Origin of the sequence: Arsenophonus nasoniae (assembly GCF_004768525.1) — a bacterium.
GTDB lineage: Bacteria > Pseudomonadota > Gammaproteobacteria > Enterobacterales > Enterobacteriaceae > Arsenophonus > Arsenophonus nasoniae.
In genome coordinates this window covers 1,963,855-1,984,786 of the sequence record NZ_CP038613.1, presented here as the reverse complement: position 1 = coordinate 1,984,786, position 20,932 = coordinate 1,963,855, and the positions used below count along the sequence as shown (strand labels likewise).

The 20,932-nt window shown below is 39.5% G+C and carries 23 protein-coding genes and 1 pseudogene; 11 read left to right on the top strand and 13 right to left on the bottom strand.

The window, feature by feature from the left end:
* Positions 1–79: 79 nt before the first annotated feature.
* The 6 genes from sapF to pspF all read right to left on the bottom strand — a co-directional run bounded on the left by sapF (position 80) and on the right by pspF (position 6,674).
* On the bottom strand, positions 80–889 hold the full coding sequence (sapF, locus tag ArsFIN_RS09920; protein WP_026823292.1) for a putrescine export ABC transporter ATP-binding protein SapF: 810 nt from the start codon (positions 887–889) through the stop codon (positions 80–82).
* Positions 886–1,881, bottom strand: a complete 996-nt coding sequence (gene sapD / locus ArsFIN_RS09915; protein ID WP_026823293.1) for a putrescine export ABC transporter ATP-binding protein SapD — start codon at positions 1,879–1,881, stop codon at positions 886–888. Before sapD ends, sapF begins: the two co-directional genes overlap by 4 nt.
* Positions 1,881–2,771: a putrescine export ABC transporter permease SapC gene (sapC, locus tag ArsFIN_RS09910; protein WP_026823294.1), complete on the bottom strand. Its 891-nt coding sequence runs from the start codon at positions 2,769–2,771 to the stop codon at positions 1,881–1,883. Before sapC ends, sapD begins: the two co-directional genes overlap by 1 nt.
* Positions 2,758–3,723, bottom strand: a complete 966-nt coding sequence (sapB, locus tag ArsFIN_RS09905; protein WP_026823295.1) for a putrescine export ABC transporter permease SapB — start codon at positions 3,721–3,723, stop codon at positions 2,758–2,760. Before sapB ends, sapC begins: the two co-directional genes overlap by 14 nt.
* Entirely contained in the window at positions 3,720–5,390 is a 1,671-nt protein-coding gene (sapA, locus tag ArsFIN_RS09900; protein WP_051297070.1) for an ABC transporter substrate-binding protein SapA, read from the bottom strand. The genes sapB and sapA overlap by 4 nt, the downstream gene beginning before the upstream one ends.
* Before the next feature lie 273 nt (positions 5,391–5,663).
* A complete protein-coding gene (pspF, locus tag ArsFIN_RS09895; RefSeq protein ID WP_026823296.1) occupies positions 5,664–6,674 on the bottom strand; it encodes a phage shock protein operon transcriptional activator in 1,011 nt (336 codons plus the stop codon).
* Positions 6,675–6,868: 194 nt separating this feature from the next.
* Between pspF and pspA the strand changes: the two genes are divergently transcribed.
* The 7 genes from pspA to tyrR all read left to right on the top strand — a co-directional run bounded on the left by pspA (position 6,869) and on the right by tyrR (position 12,699).
* Positions 6,869–7,534 (top strand): phage shock protein PspA, encoded by a 666-nt coding sequence (pspA, locus tag ArsFIN_RS09890; RefSeq protein ID WP_026823297.1) that lies wholly within the window; start codon positions 6,869–6,871, stop codon positions 7,532–7,534.
* Positions 7,535–7,574: 40 nt separating this feature from the next.
* Positions 7,575–7,802 (top strand): envelope stress response membrane protein PspB, encoded by a 228-nt coding sequence (pspB, locus tag ArsFIN_RS09885; protein WP_026823298.1) that lies wholly within the window; start codon positions 7,575–7,577, stop codon positions 7,800–7,802.
* A complete protein-coding gene (pspC, locus tag ArsFIN_RS09880; RefSeq protein WP_026823299.1) occupies positions 7,802–8,161 on the top strand; it encodes an envelope stress response membrane protein PspC in 360 nt (119 codons plus the stop codon). The genes pspB and pspC overlap by 1 nt, the downstream gene beginning before the upstream one ends.
* A gap of 155 nt (positions 8,162–8,316) precedes the next feature.
* Complete coding sequence (locus tag ArsFIN_RS09875) at positions 8,317–8,487, top strand: phage shock protein PspD (protein ID WP_167876681.1); 171 nt, start codon at positions 8,317–8,319, stop codon at positions 8,485–8,487.
* Entirely contained in the window at positions 8,468–9,865 is a 1,398-nt protein-coding gene (locus ArsFIN_RS09870) for a YcjX family GTP-binding protein (protein WP_026823300.1), read from the top strand. Before ArsFIN_RS09875 ends, ArsFIN_RS09870 begins: the two co-directional genes overlap by 20 nt.
* Positions 9,862–10,923 carry a YcjF family protein gene (locus ArsFIN_RS09865; RefSeq protein WP_026823301.1) on the top strand — a complete coding sequence of 354 codons (1,062 nt, stop codon included), beginning with the start codon at positions 9,862–9,864 and terminating at the stop codon, positions 10,921–10,923. Before ArsFIN_RS09870 ends, ArsFIN_RS09865 begins: the two co-directional genes overlap by 4 nt.
* 204 nt (positions 10,924–11,127) lie before the next feature.
* Positions 11,128–12,699 (top strand): transcriptional regulator TyrR, encoded by a 1,572-nt coding sequence (gene tyrR, locus ArsFIN_RS09860; RefSeq protein WP_026823302.1) that lies wholly within the window; start codon positions 11,128–11,130, stop codon positions 12,697–12,699.
* Positions 12,700–12,801: 102 nt separating this feature from the next.
* Here the strand turns inward: tyrR and tpx are convergent, their stop codons facing one another.
* Complete coding sequence (gene tpx, locus ArsFIN_RS09855; RefSeq protein WP_026823303.1) at positions 12,802–13,305, bottom strand: thiol peroxidase; 504 nt, start codon at positions 13,303–13,305, stop codon at positions 12,802–12,804.
* 148 nt (positions 13,306–13,453) lie between these two features.
* On the opposite strand from tpx, the gene ArsFIN_RS09850 reads away from it, so the two are divergent.
* Together ArsFIN_RS09850 and ArsFIN_RS09845 are read left to right on the top strand one after the other, a co-directional pair.
* Entirely contained in the window at positions 13,454–13,678 is a 225-nt protein-coding gene (locus tag ArsFIN_RS09850; protein WP_135677685.1) for a hypothetical protein, read from the top strand.
* A gap of 206 nt (positions 13,679–13,884) precedes the next feature.
* Positions 13,885–15,117, top strand: a complete 1,233-nt coding sequence (locus ArsFIN_RS09845) for a tyrosine-type recombinase/integrase (protein WP_135677684.1) — start codon at positions 13,885–13,887, stop codon at positions 15,115–15,117.
* Here the strand turns inward: ArsFIN_RS09845 and ArsFIN_RS09840 are convergent.
* Together ArsFIN_RS09840 and ArsFIN_RS26310 are read right to left on the bottom strand one after the other, a co-directional pair.
* The gene (locus ArsFIN_RS09840; protein ID WP_135677683.1) at positions 15,062–15,256 is read right to left on the bottom strand and encodes a hypothetical protein; all 195 of its coding nucleotides are present in this window, start codon (positions 15,254–15,256) and stop codon (positions 15,062–15,064) included. The two genes, ArsFIN_RS09845 and ArsFIN_RS09840, sit on opposite strands and share 56 nt — an antisense overlap.
* Before the next feature lie 219 nt (positions 15,257–15,475).
* Positions 15,476–15,652, bottom strand: a complete 177-nt coding sequence (locus tag ArsFIN_RS26310) for a hypothetical protein (RefSeq protein WP_167876680.1) — start codon at positions 15,650–15,652, stop codon at positions 15,476–15,478.
* Between the two features lie 75 nt (positions 15,653–15,727).
* Between ArsFIN_RS26310 and istA the strand changes: the two are divergent.
* Positions 15,728–16,767, top strand: a pseudogene (gene istA, locus ArsFIN_RS09835) (IS21 family transposase).
* The gene (gene istB, locus ArsFIN_RS09830; protein ID WP_135677409.1) at positions 16,754–17,515 is read left to right on the top strand and encodes an IS21-like element helper ATPase IstB; all 762 of its coding nucleotides are present in this window, start codon (positions 16,754–16,756) and stop codon (positions 17,513–17,515) included. Before istA ends, istB begins: the two are co-directional and overlap by 14 nt.
* A 177-nt stretch (positions 17,516–17,692) precedes the next feature.
* Here istB and ArsFIN_RS26305 read toward each other — a convergent pair whose 3' ends face one another.
* The 4 genes from ArsFIN_RS26305 to ArsFIN_RS09815 form a co-directional block, all read right to left on the bottom strand.
* Positions 17,693–17,869 carry a hypothetical protein gene (locus ArsFIN_RS26305; RefSeq protein WP_167876666.1) on the bottom strand — a complete coding sequence of 59 codons (177 nt, stop codon included), beginning with the start codon at positions 17,867–17,869 and terminating at the stop codon, positions 17,693–17,695.
* A 209-nt stretch (positions 17,870–18,078) separates the two neighbouring features.
* Entirely contained in the window at positions 18,079–19,503 is a 1,425-nt protein-coding gene (locus tag ArsFIN_RS09825) for a DEAD/DEAH box helicase (RefSeq protein ID WP_246067174.1), read from the bottom strand.
* Positions 19,475–20,329, bottom strand: a complete 855-nt coding sequence (locus tag ArsFIN_RS09820; protein ID WP_135677568.1) for an ORF6N domain-containing protein — start codon at positions 20,327–20,329, stop codon at positions 19,475–19,477. Before ArsFIN_RS09820 ends, ArsFIN_RS09825 begins: the two co-directional genes overlap by 29 nt.
* Before the next feature lie 12 nt (positions 20,330–20,341).
* Positions 20,342–20,827: a hypothetical protein gene (locus tag ArsFIN_RS09815; RefSeq protein ID WP_135677569.1), complete on the bottom strand. Its 486-nt coding sequence runs from the start codon at positions 20,825–20,827 to the stop codon at positions 20,342–20,344.
* Positions 20,828–20,932 lie beyond the last annotated feature (105 nt).

The following is a 20,932-nucleotide window of genomic DNA, read 5'->3' as shown; positions in this document are numbered from 1 at the left end:
AAACGGCAGAGAGTTTATCATGACAGAAGAAAATATGTTGCATTACCTTGCTGATCCGATCAGTTTTTCTGCCTTAATACTAGATAACATCTTGTCGCCAGGCATCGGCAGAAAGAAGTTCACCAAAGTGGCTAGCAATTAAGCGTCGGGTCACTTCATGTAAAGGTGAAGCAAGCACTTCGGCGGTATTACCTCTTTCGACCACAACACCATTATCCATTACCAACACCTTATCGCTGATATGTTTCATCATACCAAGATGTTGAGTAACATAAATATAGGAAATGCCTTGTTTTTCTTGTAATTCAAGCATTAAATTGATGATTTGAGAACGCATTGTCATATCTAATGAAGCCAGCGCCTCATCGGCAATAATAATCTCTGGTTGCAGGATTAACGCTCTCGCCAGTGCAACTCGCTGTTTTTGACCCGCTGCTAACATATGCGGATAATAGCCAGCGTGATCAGGTAATAGCCCAACTTGCCGGAGGGTTTGTTCTATGCGTTCTTCACGTTCGTGAACGGCAAGCGAAGTATTAAGAATTAAAGGGATCTCAAGAATTTGGCCGATACGCTGTCTAGGGGTCAAAGAAGTACTGGGATCCTGAAATATCATGCGTATGCGTTGACTACGATAACTATAATCGCCAAAGTTAAGTTGCTGGCCATTAATAAAGATTTCACCCCCACTGGGTTCAATCACACCCGATAACATGCGAGCAAGGGTTGATTTACCTGATCCGTTAGCACCGATAATCGCCAAAGTTTCACCAGATTTTAAGCTAAAACTTAACGGTTTTACGGCTTCTAGTAGTTGAGTTTGAAATAACCCGGTGCGATAACGGAAGGTTTTAGTCAGATTTTTTACTGCCAGTAAGGGTGTTGTCATGATGTTTCCTCCATGTTAAGAGGAAAATGACAGGCAAAGGCGCGATTTTTTATGCTGCGTAGCGGCGGTGTTATAATACAGGTTTTTTGTGCATAGGGACAACGCGGCCCAAGACGGCAACCGATGGGTAAGTGCTCTAAAGATGGAATCGCGCCAGGTAGTGTATTTAGTCGACTTTTATGAGGGAGTGGGCTGCCAAAATCGGGGACAGCACGTATTAAGGCTTGGGTATAGGGATGATGAGGGCGAACCAATAACTCTTCAGGTGTCGCACTTTCAACGGTTTGGCCACAATAGAGTACACTAATACGATCAACCAGCTTGCTCATCATTTGCATATCATGACTAATTAATAGAATTGTCATATTATTGTTTTGATTTAATCTATCAAGCAGGCGAAATATTTGCGCTTGAGTCGTCGATTCCATTGCATTGGTGGGTTCGTCTGCAATGAGTAGTCGCGGTTGGTTTGCCAGCGCAATAGCTATCATCACTTTCTGACATTCACCTTCTGTCAGTTCATAAGGGTAGCTGTACATAATGTCATTGTGATCTTTAATACCCACACGATGAAGCAATTCAATTGCTCGTCGCCTACGCCAGCTAAATCGTTGCCACCAACGGCCTTTAAAAGTCCATTGGGGAATTGATTGAATAAGTTGTTTACCAATATTTTCAGCAGGATCTAAGCAGGACTGAGGTTCTTGAAAAATCATGGAAATATTATGACCTATCACTCTGCGTCGTTGCCGTGCAGTGAGTTTTAGCAGATCAATATCAAGAAAATAAAAACGATCGGCAGTCACTTTTAGATTATCTTTAGTAACGCCGCAAATAGCCTTAGCAATTAAGCTCTTACCTGAACCAGATTCGCCTGCTAAGCCGCGAACTTCGCCTTCATTTAGCTGCAAAGAAACGTTATCGACAGCTTTTACTGGCCCTTTAGCAGTCATAAATTCAATAGTGAGGTTACGGATATCTAATAATGGCATTATTCCACCCCAGCATTAATCGCGCGATGTAAGCCATCACCAAGTAAGTTAACAAATAATACGCTGAACATAATGGCTGCCCCAGGAAGAAAAACCGTCCATGGCGCCACATAAATTAACTCTAAACTATCACCAAGCATGGTGCCCCATTCCGCAGTCGGTAATCTGGCACCTAAATCAAGAAAACCTAACGCAGCCATATCCAGAATGGCCATAGAGAGCGTACGAGTAATTTCTGTTACCAAGATAGGCGTAATATTGGGTAATACGGTATACCAAAGGATATAAAAATTTGAGGCACCGTCAAGTCGAGCGGCAAGAACATACTCTGTATCGAGTTCATCGCGTACAGCGCTGTAGATTGTTCTAACAATTCTTGGTAGCAAGGCTAACCAAATTGCTATCATTGCATTTTCAAGGCTTGAACCAGCAAAAGCAACAATAATAATCGCCAGTAGCAGGGAGGGAATGGATAATAGGGTATCTAATACATGATTTAAAATCGCTGATTTTAACCCATGGGTAATGCCAGCTAAGCAACCTAATACTAATCCAACCAGTGTCGTACTAATGGTGATCACAAGTGCAGAGCCGAAGGTAGATGCGGTACCGATAAGTAATCGACTTAAAATATCACGGCCAAGATCATCCGTACCCAAAAAAAATGCCACATTGCCATAATGCGACCAGGATGGCGGTAGTAGCTGGTAGCCTAAAAATTGTTGGTTAATGGTATAGGGGGCTAAGTAGTCGCCGAGTAATGTCAAAACCAGGAGAAAAACAACACCATAAAATCCCGTCATTGCCAGAATATCATTAGAAAAAAACCGCCAGACGACCCGGAGCGGCGATGGCATTTTTTGTTCGCGATAAAAATTATCTGAAGACATACCCATCCTTATATTTAGAAGGGTTCATCATAGCGCCTAAAATATCCGATATGACATTAACGAAAATAACTAAGGTACCAATAATCATTACGCCGGCAGAAATTGCTGAGTAATCATTTTGTCGAATGGCTGTTACTAACCAACGGCCTAATCCTGGCCAATTAAAGACAAGTTCAGTGATCATTGCTAGTGTGATCATAGTAGAAAATTGCAAACCAAGCTTTGGAATAATGGGAGGAAGCGCATTGTGTAGTACATGGCGTTTGATGATGGTGATACGGGATAGTCCTCTAGTTGCCGCTGCTTTAATATAATTTTCACCCATAACGGCTTCAGTACTATTTTTCATTAAACGTATCATTTCAGAAATTGGCGCAATGGCTAATGTAATAACGGGTAAAATTAAATGCTCTAATAGATTGATAAACATTTGACTACGATAGATTGAATCAGATAACCAAACATCGATTAGGGCAAAACCCGTAACCGGTTCAAGATCATACAGTAAATTAATTCGTCCAGAGACCGGAAACCAGCCTAACTTCAATGAAAAAAGCAGAATAAATAATAAAGCCAACACGAAAATTGGCATAGAAAAACCGATTAGGGTAAAAATTTTAATAATATAATCAATCGGTTTATTTCGCCAAACCCCAGCAATAATACCGGTGGGAATGCCGATTATTAACGCTAAAATAAACGCTAAAAAGCACAACTCCATAGTGGCCGGAAAAGTGGCATTTAGCTGATCGCTAATGGGCTGGCCATTAATACTAGAAAAACCAAAATTCCAATGTAACAAACTGGTTAAATAAAAAATATAGGCATCCCATAATGAAAGTCCACTTAAGGGAGCATCAGCAGTAAAATAGTTCAAACTAAAACTAACCAGCGTCAGTAGAAATAAGGTAATAATTAAAAGTAATAAGCGTCTTAATGCATAAATAATCACCATGCAGCTCCTTCTGCATCATCAAAATAAGAATCCGCCGGCAATGGGGTTTTAATAGACTCATCACGATAAACCCCGGCAAAAGATGAATTCCCAAAGGCGCTAATAACTAACCCTTTGATATCATACCGATAAGCCTGCAAATGTAATGAATAAGCGAGCGGTAATACGGGTAATTCTTTTGCCAATAATGATTGCGCTTGATGGTAATAATTGATACGCGATGAAATACTTTGGCTTACTAGCGCCTTGCGTAAAAGCTCATCAAAGTAAGGGTTACACCATTTACTCCAATTAGTATGAGATTCAATTGCTGGGCAACTGAGTAGAGGGCGAAAAAAACTATCTGGATCATTACTATCCGTTGACCAACCATCAAGAACCATGTCGTAGTTGCGATCATTAAGTTTATTTTCTAATAGGTTGCCTTCTACAGGGTGAATATCCATCTTAATGCCCACTTTTGCGAGATCTGCCTGAATAAGTTCTGCCGTTTTTAATGGACTCGGATTATATGATTGAGAAATCACAGGCACCCAAAGATCTAATTTCATACCAGATAAGCCTAGCTCTTCCAGCATTTGTTTGGCCTTTTCTGGATTATAATCTGTCACTTTAATTTGATTATCATATGCCCATGAAGCTCTTGGTAACACCGAAGTTGCGGTTTCAGCGGTGCCATAATAGATAGATTGCATTAATCTTTCATTATTAATTGAATATGCAATAGCTTGTCTAACTTTTAATTGATCAAAAGGCGGATTGCTGGTGTTAAAAATTAGATAGGCGATATTCATGCCAGCTCGCATCGATAGCCGTAAACGGGCATCTTCACGTAACACCTTTAATTGACTAGCTGCTGGGTAGGCTAATACATCGCATTCGCCAGTTAATAATTTAGATATGCGTCCTGTACCACCGACGCCAAGATCAATCACAACTTGCTTCATTAAAGGTTTGCCTTTCCAATAATTATCATGGCGAGAAAGTTTGATAAATTGACCGGTTTGATATCCTACCAACATGAAAGGACCGGTACCAACCGGTTGCCAATCAATAAATTCTTTATGATTAATTTTATTGAGATATTGCGCATATTCCTGTGAAAGTATTGGGGCATAGCGAGTAGCTAAATGCCAGAGAAATGACGCATCAGGTGTATATAATTTAAATTCAACCGTGTAATTATCGATCTTACGAATACTACGGATATTATTAGCTAATTGTAGGCTATCGAAATAAGGATAGTTGCCACCACCGACATAATGATAAGGATGGTTTTTATCAAACATACGGGAAAAACTAAACACAACGTCATCGGCATTGAGCGTTCGGGTCGGTGTAAACCAATCCGTCGTTTGAAATGGAATATTGCGTTTTAAATAGAATCGATAAGTAGCGCCTTTATCAAATGATTTCCAATGTGAGGCAAGTTCGGAATTTAGTTTGTAAGTAAAGGGATTAACTTCTAATAACCGATCGTAAAGTTGAGCGGCAAGTGGATCAATAATTAGCCCCGTGCTGGCAATTTGAAGATTAAATGTAGTGACAATGCCATTAAAACAATAAATAAAACTGGTTTGACGAATTTGTGGTGGAAGGGTGTCTGCTAATGCATTTATTGTCCCTACATTTATTAAAATAATCCATAAAATTAGGTACCGCATATAAAAACCTATTATAAGTGCGAATGGCTTTATTGTAGCTTAACTCCGGCTAGGCAACAAAATAGAGTTGATAAAATTATTAGTTATTTATTGAGAAAAATTCTCAACAAAGTACTTTGCTAATGTTATTGATAACTATTATTATCAACCCGTCTGCTAAACAGGTTATCGTCAAGTCGTAGCCTTAATTTACGGTAGACACGACATTGCTCACATTGCTTCTATAATGTTTTCAATTTTCTTGCCAGCATCGGGTGCTGGCTCTTTTTTTAATTATTTATTCTTATTTATATTTTGGTTATCGGGCAAGTTATGCTTTTTCAGTAATCCTCTTAATTGATGATAGGTTAATTTTAATTGTTGTGCGGCTAGCCGCTGATTATACTGACTTATTTGTAATGCTTGTTCGAGCAAAATTTTTTCCGCTGTATGCTGCCAGTGTTTTAAATTAATCGGAAGTTCAGGCAGACGATTATTTTCTTCTATTACCGCCGCTTTTATTGGCCCATTAGCAAAAGGATCGAAGACAATCAAATCTAGTGGTTCAGTACTATTGCGATGTCGATAGACAGAACGTTCAATAACATTCTTTAATTCACGCACATTGCCTGGCCAAGAATAAATTAACAAATTTTTTTGCGCTTTAATCGAAAATCCCGGAAAAAAAGGCAGATTGAGCTCGCGACACATATTAATAGCAAAATGTTCGGCCAGTAACATAATATCTGCTAATCGCTCACGCAATGGCGGAATATGGATAACATCAAAGGCCAGGCGGTCAAGTAGATCGGCACGAAATAAGCCTTTGCTAGCTAATTGAGGTAAGTTAGCATTGGTCGCGCAAATAAGCCTAACATTGACTTTAAGACTTTGGCTACCACCGACCCGTTCTAGTTGGCCATATTCGATCACGCGCAATAATTTTTCTTGCACAATCATGGGGGCGGTTGCCAGTTCGTCAAGAAAAAGTGTGCCACGATCCGCGCGCTCAAAGCGGCCTAAATGTCTTTTTTGTGCCCCCGTAAATGCGCCAGCTTCATGGCCAAATAATTCGGAATCTAACAAATTATCATTAAGTGCACTGCAATTAAGGGAAATAAAGGGTTCTTGCCAACGGGGTGACAGGTAATGAAGGCGATTAGCAATCAGCTCCTTACCTGTACCACGCTCTCCAGTAACTAAAACCGGTTTACTCAGTTTGGCAAGGGCAGAAGTTTGCTCCAGTATTTCTAGGAAATTATCAGCAGTGCCAAGAATATTATCAATAGAGTTTTCTGTGGTCATTTTAGCCATTTATTAGTCATTTTAATTAATATGCAAATTATAGCGAAAAGTTATGTAAAAGATAAAAAATAAAAACAGTTGTATTTCATGTTGTTATATTAATTTATAAAGTTGGCACGAATATTGTTTATCAATAACTAAAGTTAAAAATAAATGACAAATCAATCATTCAATATAAATTGAGGAATTTATCGATGGGCATTTTTACACGTTTCGCAGATATCATTAATGCTAATGTTGCTTCTCTATTAGATAAAGCAGAAGATCCACAGAAAATGATCCGCTTAATGATCCAAGAAATGGAAGATATGTTAGTTGAGTCCCGTTCAATATCAGCACGCACTTTAGCAGAGCAAAAAGGATTAGAACGTCGTATTGCCAGTGGTGAAAAGCAAATTATGCAATGGCAGGAAAAAGCAGAATTGGCGCTCGTTAAGGATAAAGAAGATTTAGCTCGTGCTGCATTAATTGAAAAGCAAAAAGTGGCTACCCTGGTTGATACACTAAAAAGTGAGTTAATCATGGTTGATGAAACTTTAGTGCGAATGAAAGGTGAGATTGCCGAATTAGAGCAAAAATTGACGGAAACACGGGCAAAGCAGCAAACTATGGTATTAAGACATCAAGCTGCACAATCGAGTCGTGATGTGCGTCGGCAGTTAGATAGTGGTAAGCTGGATGAAGCGCTTGCGCGGTTTGAGCAGTTTGAGCAGCGAATTGATCATATGGAAAGTGAAGCACAAAGTTATCATTTAGGTAAACAAAAATCTTTAGAGCAGCAGTTTGCTGAATTGAAAGCTGATGATGAAATCAGTGAGCAATTGGCTGCGTTGAAAGCTAAACTGAACAAAGAAGAGTAATCTATTGGTAGTTAAAATTAATGATGAATAAGGAAATGTGATGGGCTCTATATTTATTGGGTTAGTTTTATTGATCTTTGTTATCTTTATTCTACCTATTTGGTTATGGTGCCACTATGGTAAAAAAGGTGTTAGCCATAGTCAATTAACGCAGAATGAGATCCAGAGACTAACACAGTTAGCCGAGCGAGCACAACGCATGCAGCAACGGATCAAAGCTCTAGAAGATATTCTGGATGCAGAACATCCAAATTGGAGGCAACGATAATGGCAAAAATGGGCGAGAGAAAACTTTATCGACTTACTGATCAGCGTATGATTGGTGGTGTTTGCGCAGGACTGGCGCATTACTTTGATTTACCGGTGAATTTAGTTCGGGCACTGGCAGTTGTGGCATTATTTTTGGGATTTTTTGCCATCACTATCGTTATTTATCTGTTAATGTGGTTTTTTATTGAACCTGCACCGATAGGTTATGAGGATGAAACGGATACTAGTGTTAAAGTAACTAAGTTACTAAATGAAATTGATCAGCAATTGAAGGCCGGTGAAAAAAAACTGTGCCAGATGGAACGCTATATCACTTCTGATAGTTTTAGTATTGATAGTCGCATCAATAAATTATAACTATTTGGCAAACTGCGGTAGAGTAAATTATGCTCTACCGTAAAATCATTTTTCTTATCAATTAAAATTATCCTATGTTTTAGCCGAGTAATATGATGTTGTGCGGGCAAAAATTTAAGCTTTTGAGCAAAAAGATGGCAAGAATAGCCATAATTATGGCTATTCATTACGCGCCAGCTGGAATAATCGGTCTAATGTTAAAATATATTAGCCGAAAACCTTTGCGATGGTTTATGTTAATAGCTATGCAGCCATTGCTACGTCTAGGCATTGCTAAACTTGTGCGTAATTTGTTGTGGGAGAAATATGAAAAGATTGCGAAGTGAGCTTAGTGAACTTGTCAATCGTAGTGTAGATCGTCATGTCCGTATAGCGGTTACCGGGCTTAGCCGTAGTGGTAAAACGGCATTTATCACGTCACTAGTTAATCAGTTACTGCATGTGCACAGTGGCGCGCGTTTACCCCTATTTTCCGCCGCAAGAGAGGGTCGTCTATTAGGTGCAAAACGGATCCCGCAAAAACATTTTAATATTCCTCGTTTTGCTTATGACGAAGGTATAGCGGCATTGTATCATTCTCCTCCTCAATGGCCGATTCCTACTAGTGGGATCAGTGAAATATGTTTACAACTGCGTTATCGATCACAACGCAGTTTGCTACGCCACGTTAAAGAGACCTCTAATTTATATATTGAAATTATTGACTATCCAGGTGAATGGTTACTGGATCTACCTATGTTAACTCAGGACTATTTTAGTTGGTCACGGCAAATGCAACAGCTGTTAAAAGGCCGTAACAACGAAGGGGCACAGAAATGGTTGCAACTTTGCCAGCAATGCGACCCTTTTGCGCCGGCTGATGAGAAATTATTAGCCAATGTTGCCCAGGCTTATACCGATTATTTGGTTTTTTGTAAACAACAGGGACTCTATTTTATTCAACCCGGGCGATTTATTTTACCTGGTGATCTTGCCGGGGCACCTGTATTGCAGTTTTTTCCTTGGCTTAATATTGATACCACGGATGAACAGAAATTAAAGCAAGCGGACAAACAGTCTAATATTGGTATGTTGCAACAGCGTTATAACTATTATTGCCAGAAAATTATCAAGCCTTTTTATAAAGAATACTTTCAACATTTTGATCGGCAAATTGTCTTAGTTGACTGTTTAACTGCGTTAAATAGTGGTTCGACAGCATTTAATGATATGCAGAACGCGTTGACCCAAATTATGCGTAGCTTTCACTATGGTAAAAGGACATTATTGCGGCGAATATTCTCACCTCGTATTGATAAATTACTTTTTGCTGCAAGCAAAGTTGATCATATAACCCATGATCAACAGGCTAATTTAGTCTCATTGCTCCAGCAATTAGTTCGTGCGGCCTGGCAAAATGCAGCTTTTGAAGGGATCAGCTTAGATTGTATCGCGCTGGCTTCAATCCAGGCGACGGAAAATGGCATGATTGAATATAAGGGTGAGCAGTTACCCGCACTAAAGGGACATAGATTAAGTGATGGTCAATTAATGACCTTTTTCCCAGGTGAAGTACCAAGGCGTTTGCCTAATGTTGATTTTTGGTTAAAGCAAGGCTTTGATTTTGAATCTTTTCGGCCTTGCGAAACAGCGCTTGATCAGCCAGTTGCTCATATTCGATTGGATAGTGCTTTAGAATTTTTACTCGGAGATAAATTGAAATGAGTAAACCGCTAAAATCCCGCATCGATTTTGATGACTCTCTGCCATCTAACAAAAAACCAAAGTTAAAAAAAGCCAAAGTATTTGATAAATTAATATCTGAACAATTTGCAGCTAGCAGTTACCAAACAGAACATGAGGAGCGAGAAGGCGAAATTGAGTCACTGGTTAATGCTGCACTCAAACCGCGCTATAGTTTTTGGCGTAAACTACTGATTATTGCCTTAAGTTTAATTGTCATTAGTCTCTTTGCCCAGACAGCTCAATGGATCTATCAAGCGTGGATAAAGCAAAATTGGGTTTCTCTAGCTTTTATCGCAGCAGGTGGCTTAATTATTATTGCCGCTGTTGGCAGCATAATAACGGAATGGCGGCGACTTTATTATTTAAAAGAACGTAGTCAAGAACGCATCCAGGCCAAAGCATTTTTACAAAGTTATGGTATGCATGGTGGGCGTGAATTTTGTCAAAAGCTAGGCCAACAATCAGCGATTGGCTTAGATCATCCGGCGATGAAGCGTTGGCAAAAAGCCATCCATGATAGTCATAATGATAAAGAAATTGTGACTCTTTATAGTCAATTAGTGCAACCTATTTTAGATGAGCAAGCTAGAAAAGAGATCAATCGCTCATCCGCTGAATCGGCGTTAATGATTGCCGTTAGTCCATTGGCCATTGTCGACATGGCATTTATTGCCTGGCGCAATATACGATTAATTAATCGCATTGCTGCTATTTATGGTATTGAACTGGGTTATTATAGCCGTATTAGATTATTCAAAATGGTATTACTGAATATTGCTTTTGCTGGGGCAAGTGAGTTGGTGCGTGAAATTGGTATGGATTGGTTATCGCAAGATATTATGGCCAGACTCTCTACTCGAGCCGCGCAGGGAATTGGTGCCGGTTTACTCACGGCTCGGTTAGGTATTAAAACGATGGAGTTATGCCGTCCTTTACCCTGGATGGATGATAAACCTAAATTGGCTGATTTTCGTCGTCAATTATTCAGCCAATTAAAAAATATTATGCCAAAGAGTGTTGAGCATAAAAATGTTTAACCAATCCACTATTCAGCTTAATGGGTCATTCTTTAATTATCTTCCGTGTTAGCTAAATGGTGTGAGCAATAATTAGTGCTTATCTGTTTATGATTTCTTGTATTAGTGCGGATGCGATAACATATTTTCCATGGTAGCTTATTAAATAAAAATGCGTACTTAACTATTTAAATAGTGAATAATATCGATATAAGGTTCTCAGCGATGCGATTAGAAGTGATTTGCCAAGATCGAATGGGGCTAACACGTGAATTACTTGATTTACTTGATTTACTTGTTTTGCAAAACATTGACCTTGAAGGAGTGGAGATTTCACCAAATCGTAATATTTATCTCAAATTTGCTCAAGTCGACACCATGACGTTTCAACAGTTAATGACTGAAATTCGGCGTATTCACGGTGTAAAAGATGTCAAGACAGTCTCTTTTGTGCCTTCTGAGCATGAAAAAGAGCTATTATTGACTTTATTAAATACTTTTCCTGATCCTATTTTTTCGGTTAATGCCAAAGCGAATATCGAATTAGCCAATTCTGCGATGTTAAAGTTGTTTGCTATTCATAATAACCAGTTAAAAGAAAAAAAATTTAATCAGCTAATCAATCATCAGCATTTGGCAAAATTACTAGAACAAAATAATTTACAATCTTATTCTGAACGAGTGATGATCAAGGGTAATAAATATCTGCTTCAGGTTACGCCTATTAACAACCATAAAGCCACAGGTTCGACTGAAAATGCAGGCGCTATTATTCTACTAAAGGCATTGCCTGCAGAGCAGCAATCTCAAGCAAATGAAAAGGAAAAAACAGATAGTTTTGCTCACATCATCGCGGTCAGTCCTAAAATGATTCTGTTAGTTGAACATTTAAAAAAAATAGCCCTACTTGATGAACCATTACTATTGGTTGGTGAAACAGGTACGGGTAAAGATATTTTAGCTAAAGCGTGTCACTTGCAGAGCATGAGAGGCGATAAACCTTTCTTAGGATTGAATTGTGCATCGATGCCAGTGGATGTAGTCGAAAGTGAACTATTTGGTTACGCAGCAGGGGCTTATCCCAATGCCATTGAGGCCAAAAAGGGTTTTTTTGAGCAAGCCAATGGGGGTACTGTTTTATTAGATGAAATTGGCGAAATGTCACCACAAATGCAGATCAAATTGTTACGTTTCTTAAACGATGGTACCTTTCGTCGGGTAGGTGAAGATCAAGAGGTTAAAGTTGATGTCAGAGTGATCTGCGCAACACAAAAAAATTTGTTGGAATTAGTTGAAAAGGGACAATTCAGGCAAGATCTTTATTATCGCCTGCACGTATTAACGGTAAACTTACCTCCACTGCGCGAAAGACAAGCAGATATAATGCCGCTTACGGAAGAATTTGTCAGGCAATTTTCACAGGAACAACGTATTAAAAAACCCAAATTTTCACCTAAATTAGCGCCTTATCTTGCCAATTATCATTGGCCTGGTAACGTACGGCAGCTACGTAATGTTCTCTATCAGGCTTTAATTCAGTCGGCGGGACGAGAATTAACACCGCAAGATATTAATTTGCCCGATCTAAAAGATATTTCTCTATTTTCCGCCGATCAATTAAATGGCACGTTAGATGAATTGATAAAACATTTTGAAGCTTCAATATTAGCGCGACTTTATCAAGATTATCCTAGTACGCGTAAATTAGCAAAGCGGCTTAATGTATCGCATACAGCAATTGCCAATAAGTTGCGGGAGTATGGATTAAGTCATAAAAAAGAGAATGAGGGTGAGTGATATAGTGTTACCAAAACCGAGATAGCGATAAGTTTTATCGCTATCAAGTTAAAGCTACACAAATAGCTTAATTAAAACATATTTCCATTAGTATTATTATCGCTATTTTAATGCTTTGAGAGCAGCATCATAGTTGGGTTCATGGGTAATTTCATCAACTAATTCACTATAAATAACTTTATCATTTTCATCGATAATAACCACCGCACGAGCGGTTAATCCTTTTAATGGCCCAGAAGATATTTCTACACCATAGTCTTTACTGAAGCTTGGCGCACGAAAGATTGATAATGTAACTACATTATCTAGCGCTTCAGCGCCACAAAACCGGCTCTGTGCAAAAGGAAGATCGGCAGAGATACACAATACAACGCTGTTTTCTAATTGGCTGGCTAACTGGTTGAATTTGCGAACAGAGGTAGCGCAGACACCGGTATCAATACTGGGAAATATATTAAGAATTTTTCGTTTGCCTTGATAATCTGACAAAGATTTTTCTGCCAGATCGTTAGCGACTAGAGTAAATTCTTTAGCTTTATCAACCAGTTGCAAGAAAGTACCATTGATAGCAACAGGTTGCCCTTTGAAATTTGTACTCGTTGACATCTTATCCTTACCTCCCTTAATAACATTTAGTTCAACAATTCTAAATGAAAATAATTAAGTTTCCTATCTAAATCGTTACAACAACTTGCTATATCTAATTGTTTTAACCAAATTATTTTCTATAATTATAACAACCTCGGGATATAATATGGAAATCTATATGCTTCGCTATAAAACAGCATTAGCAATATTCTTTTTTAATTGTATCGTGAATATTAAACCTGCAGTAGCTGCGTTAGTGGCTAGAGGGGATTCCTTAGCTGAAAAACAAGAGGTAGTTAGGCAGATTAACGCGGATCCTACTTCTTTAGATCCAATTAGCGAGATTGGTTTAGCCGAAGCACATGTAATACGTGATTTGTTTGAAGGATAAATGATAATAATCTATCAGTAATAGCCGTTAACCGTCATCGATAGGAGATATTTTATAGATAATAAACTGTTTTATATCATTTTTATTTCTTATCTCAGCATAGAATAGCTGTTTTTAGCTGCCTATTATAACCCTTGAGTCATTAAGTTTATGTACATATTGGTGTACATGAAATATTATAGAAAAAAGACGCAAGGAGAAAAAAGATGGCGGTAAGTGATTCATGGTTAAGAGCGGTAAATGGTAAGCCACAAGCTAAAATGGTGACTAAATCAGACAGAGAGGGGTTATCAGTTCGCGTGACACCGAAAGGTAAAGTGATTTTTCAATATCGTTATCGCTGGCAAGGGAAAGGCGATCGGATAGATATTGGAACCTATCCGGCGATCAGTTTAAAAGATGCGCGTGATAGCGCGCTTTTTTACCGTCGTGAATTGGAACAGCATAGAAACCCTAAAGTGGTTAAACGTACACGTAAGCAACAGTCGGTTGACGCGCACACGGTTGAATCTGTTATTAGGGATTGGTGGGAAAAAACTCTTAAAAATGTACAGGTAAACGCTATAGCGATACGACGGTCATTTGAAATTTATGTTTTCCCTAAGATCGGCAATTTACCCCATGACGAAACCCACTTGCATGTCTGGTTATCGCTAATTGAAGAGGTGGTAAAAGCAAAACCAGCAATAGGGGCACGAATTTTACTTTATGCCAAAACCGCGCATCGGTGGGGGATTCGCAGGGGGATTATTTCTTTAAATCCGCTTATCGATGTGACTGCCCAAGACTTAGGGGTGATAAAGCACCAAGGTGAGCGAGTGTTGAGTAACAACGAACTCAGAGTATTATTTGCGTTAATTGATGCGCCAAACTATAACCCTAGAAACGCCTTGATAATCAAACTGGCGTTGTTGTTTGGCTGCCGGATAGGGGAATTGCTAAAAGCAAAAATCACCGATTTCGATTTCACTAAAGGAATATGGACAGTGCCACCTGAGAATCATAAAACAGGGCGGAAAAGCAAAAAGCCTATTATCCGGCCTATTATTCCAGCGGCAGAGGAATTGATAAAAACAGCTAAAAAATTGAGTTATGGCAGTTATTATTTGTTCACAGTATCAGAGGGTAAAGCTTTATGTATGGGTGGGCACCTTAGTTTTGTCAACGGCTTGAACAAAAAAATGGCTCACAAATTTGAGAATTATACTCACTGGTCAATTCATGATTTACGTAAAACCATGCGCACGGGGGTTGCGGAGTTAACCCAGCCCCATGTTGCTGAGATCATGTTAGGGCATAAATTACCGGGGGTTTGGCAGGTATACGACAAACATACCTACCTAGAAGAGCAGCGAGAGGCTTATGAGCGCTGGTGGACTAAAGTTAATCAAATCGTTTACCCATTTCCCAATCCAGAATATCCTGCCGGGCAAAATTAAGCTCATCAGACCTAAACCGAGGGCGTGGAAAACCGTCACGCCGTTGTTTTCCATTACCCGCCCACTGTCTGATGGTGTGAATTGTCACTTTGTACCTTTTTGCCAGTTCACTGGTTTTGACAAAAGGGGATTCATTCATAGGATTTTCTCCTTTATTACATCTTTACACCTGTTTTTATATACAGTGATTGATTTTTTTGTTACGATTTTCTTTGTTGTGTGTTTGCTATTCACAACGTGATTTTCCCTGGTGTTGGCCAGCCTTGCGCTGGTCTTTTTTAATAGCTAAATGCTTACCTTTCGATATTGCTAATTAGAGTAGGAAAATTCAGGTGGGATAATGCTTATTCTCTTTATGCTACTTCTTCAAGGTATCGAGAAATACCCCCAAATAAACCATAAGAGCTGGCACTATGATAGTGCCAATAACTAGTAGCTCTTGTCCGCCTAAATGAATATTGCCTAATTCGCCACGTTTAAACCTGATTTGCGGGTCAATGACGACATCGGCATGGGCAATCTTGTCACCGATCATGCAAAACTGATCCACTAACGATCATCTAAAACTGATCCACTTGGTATTATTCGCACATTTTTGTACGGATAATTTATGTTAACCAAGGAGATATTTGTGGATATTCATGTTCGCTTTGCACAAGGACAAAGCCTTCGAAAAATTGCCAGTGAGTTGGGTATATCCCGTAACACCGTAAAACATCATTTACAACAACAGACAATGCCAACTTATGCTAAAAGAAGTCAACAACCGACTAAATTATCCCCCTTTAAACCTTATTTGCTTCAGCGAATTGAACTGGCTAAACCTGATTGGATCCCTGCAACAGTCTTATTTGATGAGGTAGTTGAAAACGGCTATCAAGGTGGTATTGCTCAATTACGCCGATTTGTTTGTCAATTAAACCAAGCATTGTTCCCGAAGTAGTCGTCCGTTTTGAAACACAGCCAGGTCAACAAATGCAAATCGACTTCACCAGCATCCGGCGAGGTAAAAAATCGCTGAAAGCGTTTGTTGCAACGCTAGGCTATTCGCGTGCGAGTTATGTAAAGTTCTTTGATAATGAACGAGCAGAATCGTGGCAGCAAGGTTTAAGAGAAGCTTTCGACTACTTTGGTGGTGTACCACAGGAAGTATTGTGTGATAACGCAAAATCCCTCATCATCGAACGGGATGCTTATGCAGAAGGTGATCATAAATTACATGTCGAAATGCTTCAAATGTCGAAAGATTACGGGTTTAAATTGAAGGCTTGCAAGCCCTACAGGGCAAAAACGAAAGGGAAAGTAGAGCGCTTTAACCACTATTTAAAAAACAGCTTTATCGTGCCATTAAACACCGACCTTCGTGCTCATAATCTTGAACTGGATATTGAAATAGCTAATGCAAAAGTGGGTCCATGGTTACAACGCGTTGCCCATCAGCGAATTCATGGAACAACGTTAGAGAAGCCAGCAGATAGATTAGCTAAGGAAGTTAAGTCTCTTCTACCCTTACCAGCAAGGGTTTGCCAATCTATCCCACAGACTAATACGCTTAATATCCCTATCGTACCGCCCCTTGAATCTGTCAGTTTGCAACACTCAATCAGCGTATACGAAGCATTACTGGGAGGTGAACATGTTATTGCATGAACAAATTGAACACCTGTGTGAGTCATTGAAATTAAATTCTATTCCGACTCATTGGTCATCACTTGCCGAAAAATGCATTGCCCAAGACAAAAGCTACGGAGAGTTTTTACTGTCCCTGTTAAAATGTGAGCAACAACAACGAGATGAACGAACTCGTAATCTTTTGAGTCGGATGGCAGGATTCCCAGCACATAAAGAACTTAATACGTTCGATTTTAAGTTTGCAACGGGGATCCCCAAACAACACATACAGGAATTAAGCGCATTAACGTTTATTGAACGTAATGAAAATGTCGTGTTGCTTGGCCCAAGCGGTGTAGGCAAAACGCATTTAGCTATTGGGTTAGGATTAAAAGCAGTACAGGCCAAGAAGAAAACCCGCTTTACCACGGCAGCTGAACTGATGTTGCAACTCTCAACTGCCAAACGACAAAATAAGCTCAAACAATATCTATCACGTTCGGTGATGGCCCCGAAGTTGTTGATTATCGATGAGATTGGATACCTGCCGTTTGGGCGAGAAGAAGCAAACCTGTTTTTCAATGTGATTGCCAAGCGTTATGAGCATGGCAGTGTCATATTGACGAGTAACCTATCATTTGGGCAATGGCCAAGTGCTTTTGCTGATGACGCAACATTAACTGCCGCTATGCTTGATCGTTTACTTCATCATTCGCATGTACTGCAATTAAGCGGTGAAAGCTACCGATTGAAAGATAAGCGGCGCTCAGGAGCAATAACTGAGTAAAATAGTGGATCAATTTTGATTGATCGGATTTAGATAAAAAGTGGATCAGTTTTCGGTGATCGTTGACAATCTGACCAACAATGAGTTCGAAGGCGAACGCTGCGCTGATAAAAAGTAACGTAGTGATTAATAATTTGATGATGTTAAGTTTCATGGTTGAACCTTTGTAAAATTAGCTTATTTCTTAACGCAAATCGCTTTGGCATCTATATCTTTGAAAGTTTCCAATTCACGCTGAAATTGTTTAGCGGCGAATTGGCACATATTTTCAGTGTCGAATTCCTGAGTATGAACACTTGCAAAGTCACTTGAGGCATAAGGGCTGGCGTACATGGCTAAGATTAAAATCCACATGGTGAATTCTCCATTGTTAATGAGAATGGTAATGCTAATGATAACTATTTGATATTAATATATAAATTTTTGTAAATTTAAGGTTGATTCTTTATTTCTCTTCTATGCTTATTGCAGATGGTAATTTTTATTCCTTTCACGTTTTTTCGTGATTAAACTCATTTTCTCCTGGTTTAAGTCGTCGCCAACTTGTTTGAGTTGGCATTTTTTTATTTCCTTCTCATCGCTTCCAGTAATAAATCCTGTATTGCCCGTTTTGAATTACGGCGCGCCATCACCACTTCATCGAGGGTATCTTTAGCGACTATATGGTGGACAAAGACAGGACGATTATGTCCAGCTTGCGCTTGACGGGTGGGGCCGATACGTTCGATAATTTGCTGGTACTGCTCCAAGTCCCACCAGTGGGAGAAAAAAACCAGAATATTACCGCCGTCCTGTAAATTTAAGCCGTGTCCACAGCTTGCAGGATGGGCAAAGAGCATCGGGATTTTGCCATTATTCCAGTCCGTAAGGGTTTGTGGGTTAGCGTCTAACATTTTGCCTTTTGGAAATGCTTTTAACAGTCTTTCAAGATCATGTTTCCAGTGGTAAGCAACCAGTACAGGCATTCCTCCGGCTTCATTGACAATACTTTCCAGCGCCTGGATTTTGGCATCGTGTATTTCTGTCCAGTTGTGATTGTCATCGCTATAAATAGCGCCTGCTGCAATTTGCAAACATTTTATTGTTTTGGCAGCAGCATTTAACGCTTCGATAGCGCTATCGCCCAACTCAAGAAACAGTTCTTTTTCCATCGCCTGATAGTGCGCTCGTGCTTTTACAGGTAACGTAATGTTGATAACGTTGTGTATCGGTTCATCGATATCAAACCAGTCAGCGGCGTTAAGGGATAAGGTGACATCCCTGAGAGCTGCCTGAATTTGTAGATTAGCAAATCCTAAAGGCTCAAATTTGCTCCATTGTTGCCCAGGAAATTGGATACGATTAAACCAGCGAGACGTAAACGCATTATGCGTTCTGCCTAGCCGTTCGCCCTGGTCAACAAACCACGCTTGCCCCCATAAGTCCATCAGGCCATTGGGTGAAGGTGTGCCTGTTAGGTTTACCCATCGATGAACCGATTTATGGGCGATTTTGGCAAGGGCTGCGGTGCGTTTACCCCCTTTGCGTAGCCGGAATGATTTTAACCGAGTGCTCTCATCGGCAATAATCGTACCAAAAGGCCAATTTTCTCCGAGGATGTCAACCAGCCAGACGAGATTGTCATAATTGATAGTAAATACGCTGGCATGGGTATTTTTGAGTGCTGCCATTCGTGATTTGGTGGGGCCAATGATGGGTTGCACTTCGATATTATGGAGATGGTTCCATTTAAGCACTTCATCCGGCCAGGTGGATTGGGCTACCCGTAAAGGGGCTAATACCAATGTGGGTTTGGTTTCACTGCCTGCAAGATAGAGATTTTCTAAAGCTGTCAGTGTGGCTGCTGTTTTGCCCATCCCCATTCCCGCCCATACATTTGAGCGTTTGATATCGAGTAGGTGATTGATAATGAGGTTTTGGTAAGGTCGAGGGGCAAAGGTTTTAGCGATTGTCTTTTGTTCAGGCGACAATCTGGATAGTTTTGTCATGGGTATGTAATCCGTTCCAGTTCTTTTTCATGGGGAGTTTGTCAGCCAGATACTGGTCATAAAGTCGCTGTGCCCCCTTTCTCAGCAAAACAGGGCGATAGCTAATGAAACTATTCGCACCATGAGGGCTTATTTCGTTTTGCTTTTCGGTTAAATATTTATCCCGAGCGGTAGCGGCAACACGCCAGCGTAAATTGTTACCGGACTTACTTTCGTTATAGAGCCATTTAAGTCCTGCCAGAAAATGATTTATCTGCTGACTGTTTACCCCGTTAAGCATTTTGCTAAATTGGGTAGGGGTCATACCTTCTTTGAAGAGATTTTTAAGACAATCGTTTTCGGTTTCAAGTTGTTGAACCTGTACACCTAATAATTGAACTTTTTTATGCTGAGCAGCCCATGCGATTGCTGATTCAGTAGGGTCAAGGAAATTAGGTAAGCCTAAAGTTGTTGGGTCATTCGGTAGTAATTTTTGATTAAAGTAAGCAGATTCCATTTTTTCAAAGAAAGACCAGGCTTCATCGGTATCAACAATTTTTGACATGCGAGCTGCGCCTTTTTCTGTATATAAGGTAATAGCCCGTGCTTTGTTCGAAATTTGTGCGTAAATATTATTTACTCGCAAATGTGCTAGCGCTTCCCCCGTAACATTGAAATAGTGAATACCTTCAATAAAACGAGATTTATTATTAGATAAATTCATTCTGATATTTGAGGCTTCAGTGCCATAACCAGAAGCGAGAGTTTCAGTCGTCACAACACGAACATTTTGCCACTCAATAACGGGTAATTGATTTGAATCGATAGTAATTAATTCAGTTTTCATCGTGATTGTCCTCTAGTGAGTTGTGTATGATGTAGGTTGAGTTACAAAGAGCTTAAGACCGTCGATAATCACTTCATCGATAAAGTTTTGTATCCATTTTTCATCTGCTTGTTGTTGTTCTTTTGCATCGTTAGCATTGTAAAAAAACCAGACGGGTAAAAATCCTTCACCTGGCTTTTCTTGCATGATTGGATTTTCAATTTGATGGGCAAGTAGGTTTTCAATAACCTCTCTGTCTAATTCGATCGAAACATTGTGATATGTGAACAAGTAGTTACCATTTGAACTAAAACCAAAGCGTTCATAACAAGAAAGAAGGTAACGGGAAGCAAAGATACTTCGCTTTGTTTTCACCATATATTCTGCAAATTCCATTTGTTCTGTTTTTGTGAGTTTTTTATTTTTATTAAAGCGCTCAGTCTCGAGTAACCATTTAGGGCAATCAGGGGCGATATTTTTCAATTTCTCAATAATTTGCTCATCGGTTAAATCTTGCATATAAAAATTCCTCAATAGTTAAATTGATGAAAAATTGCCCCTATAAAAAGGGGCGTTAAGATTAATTAGTGGCGTTCTAAGAAATGGGTCAATTCACCTTCGTAC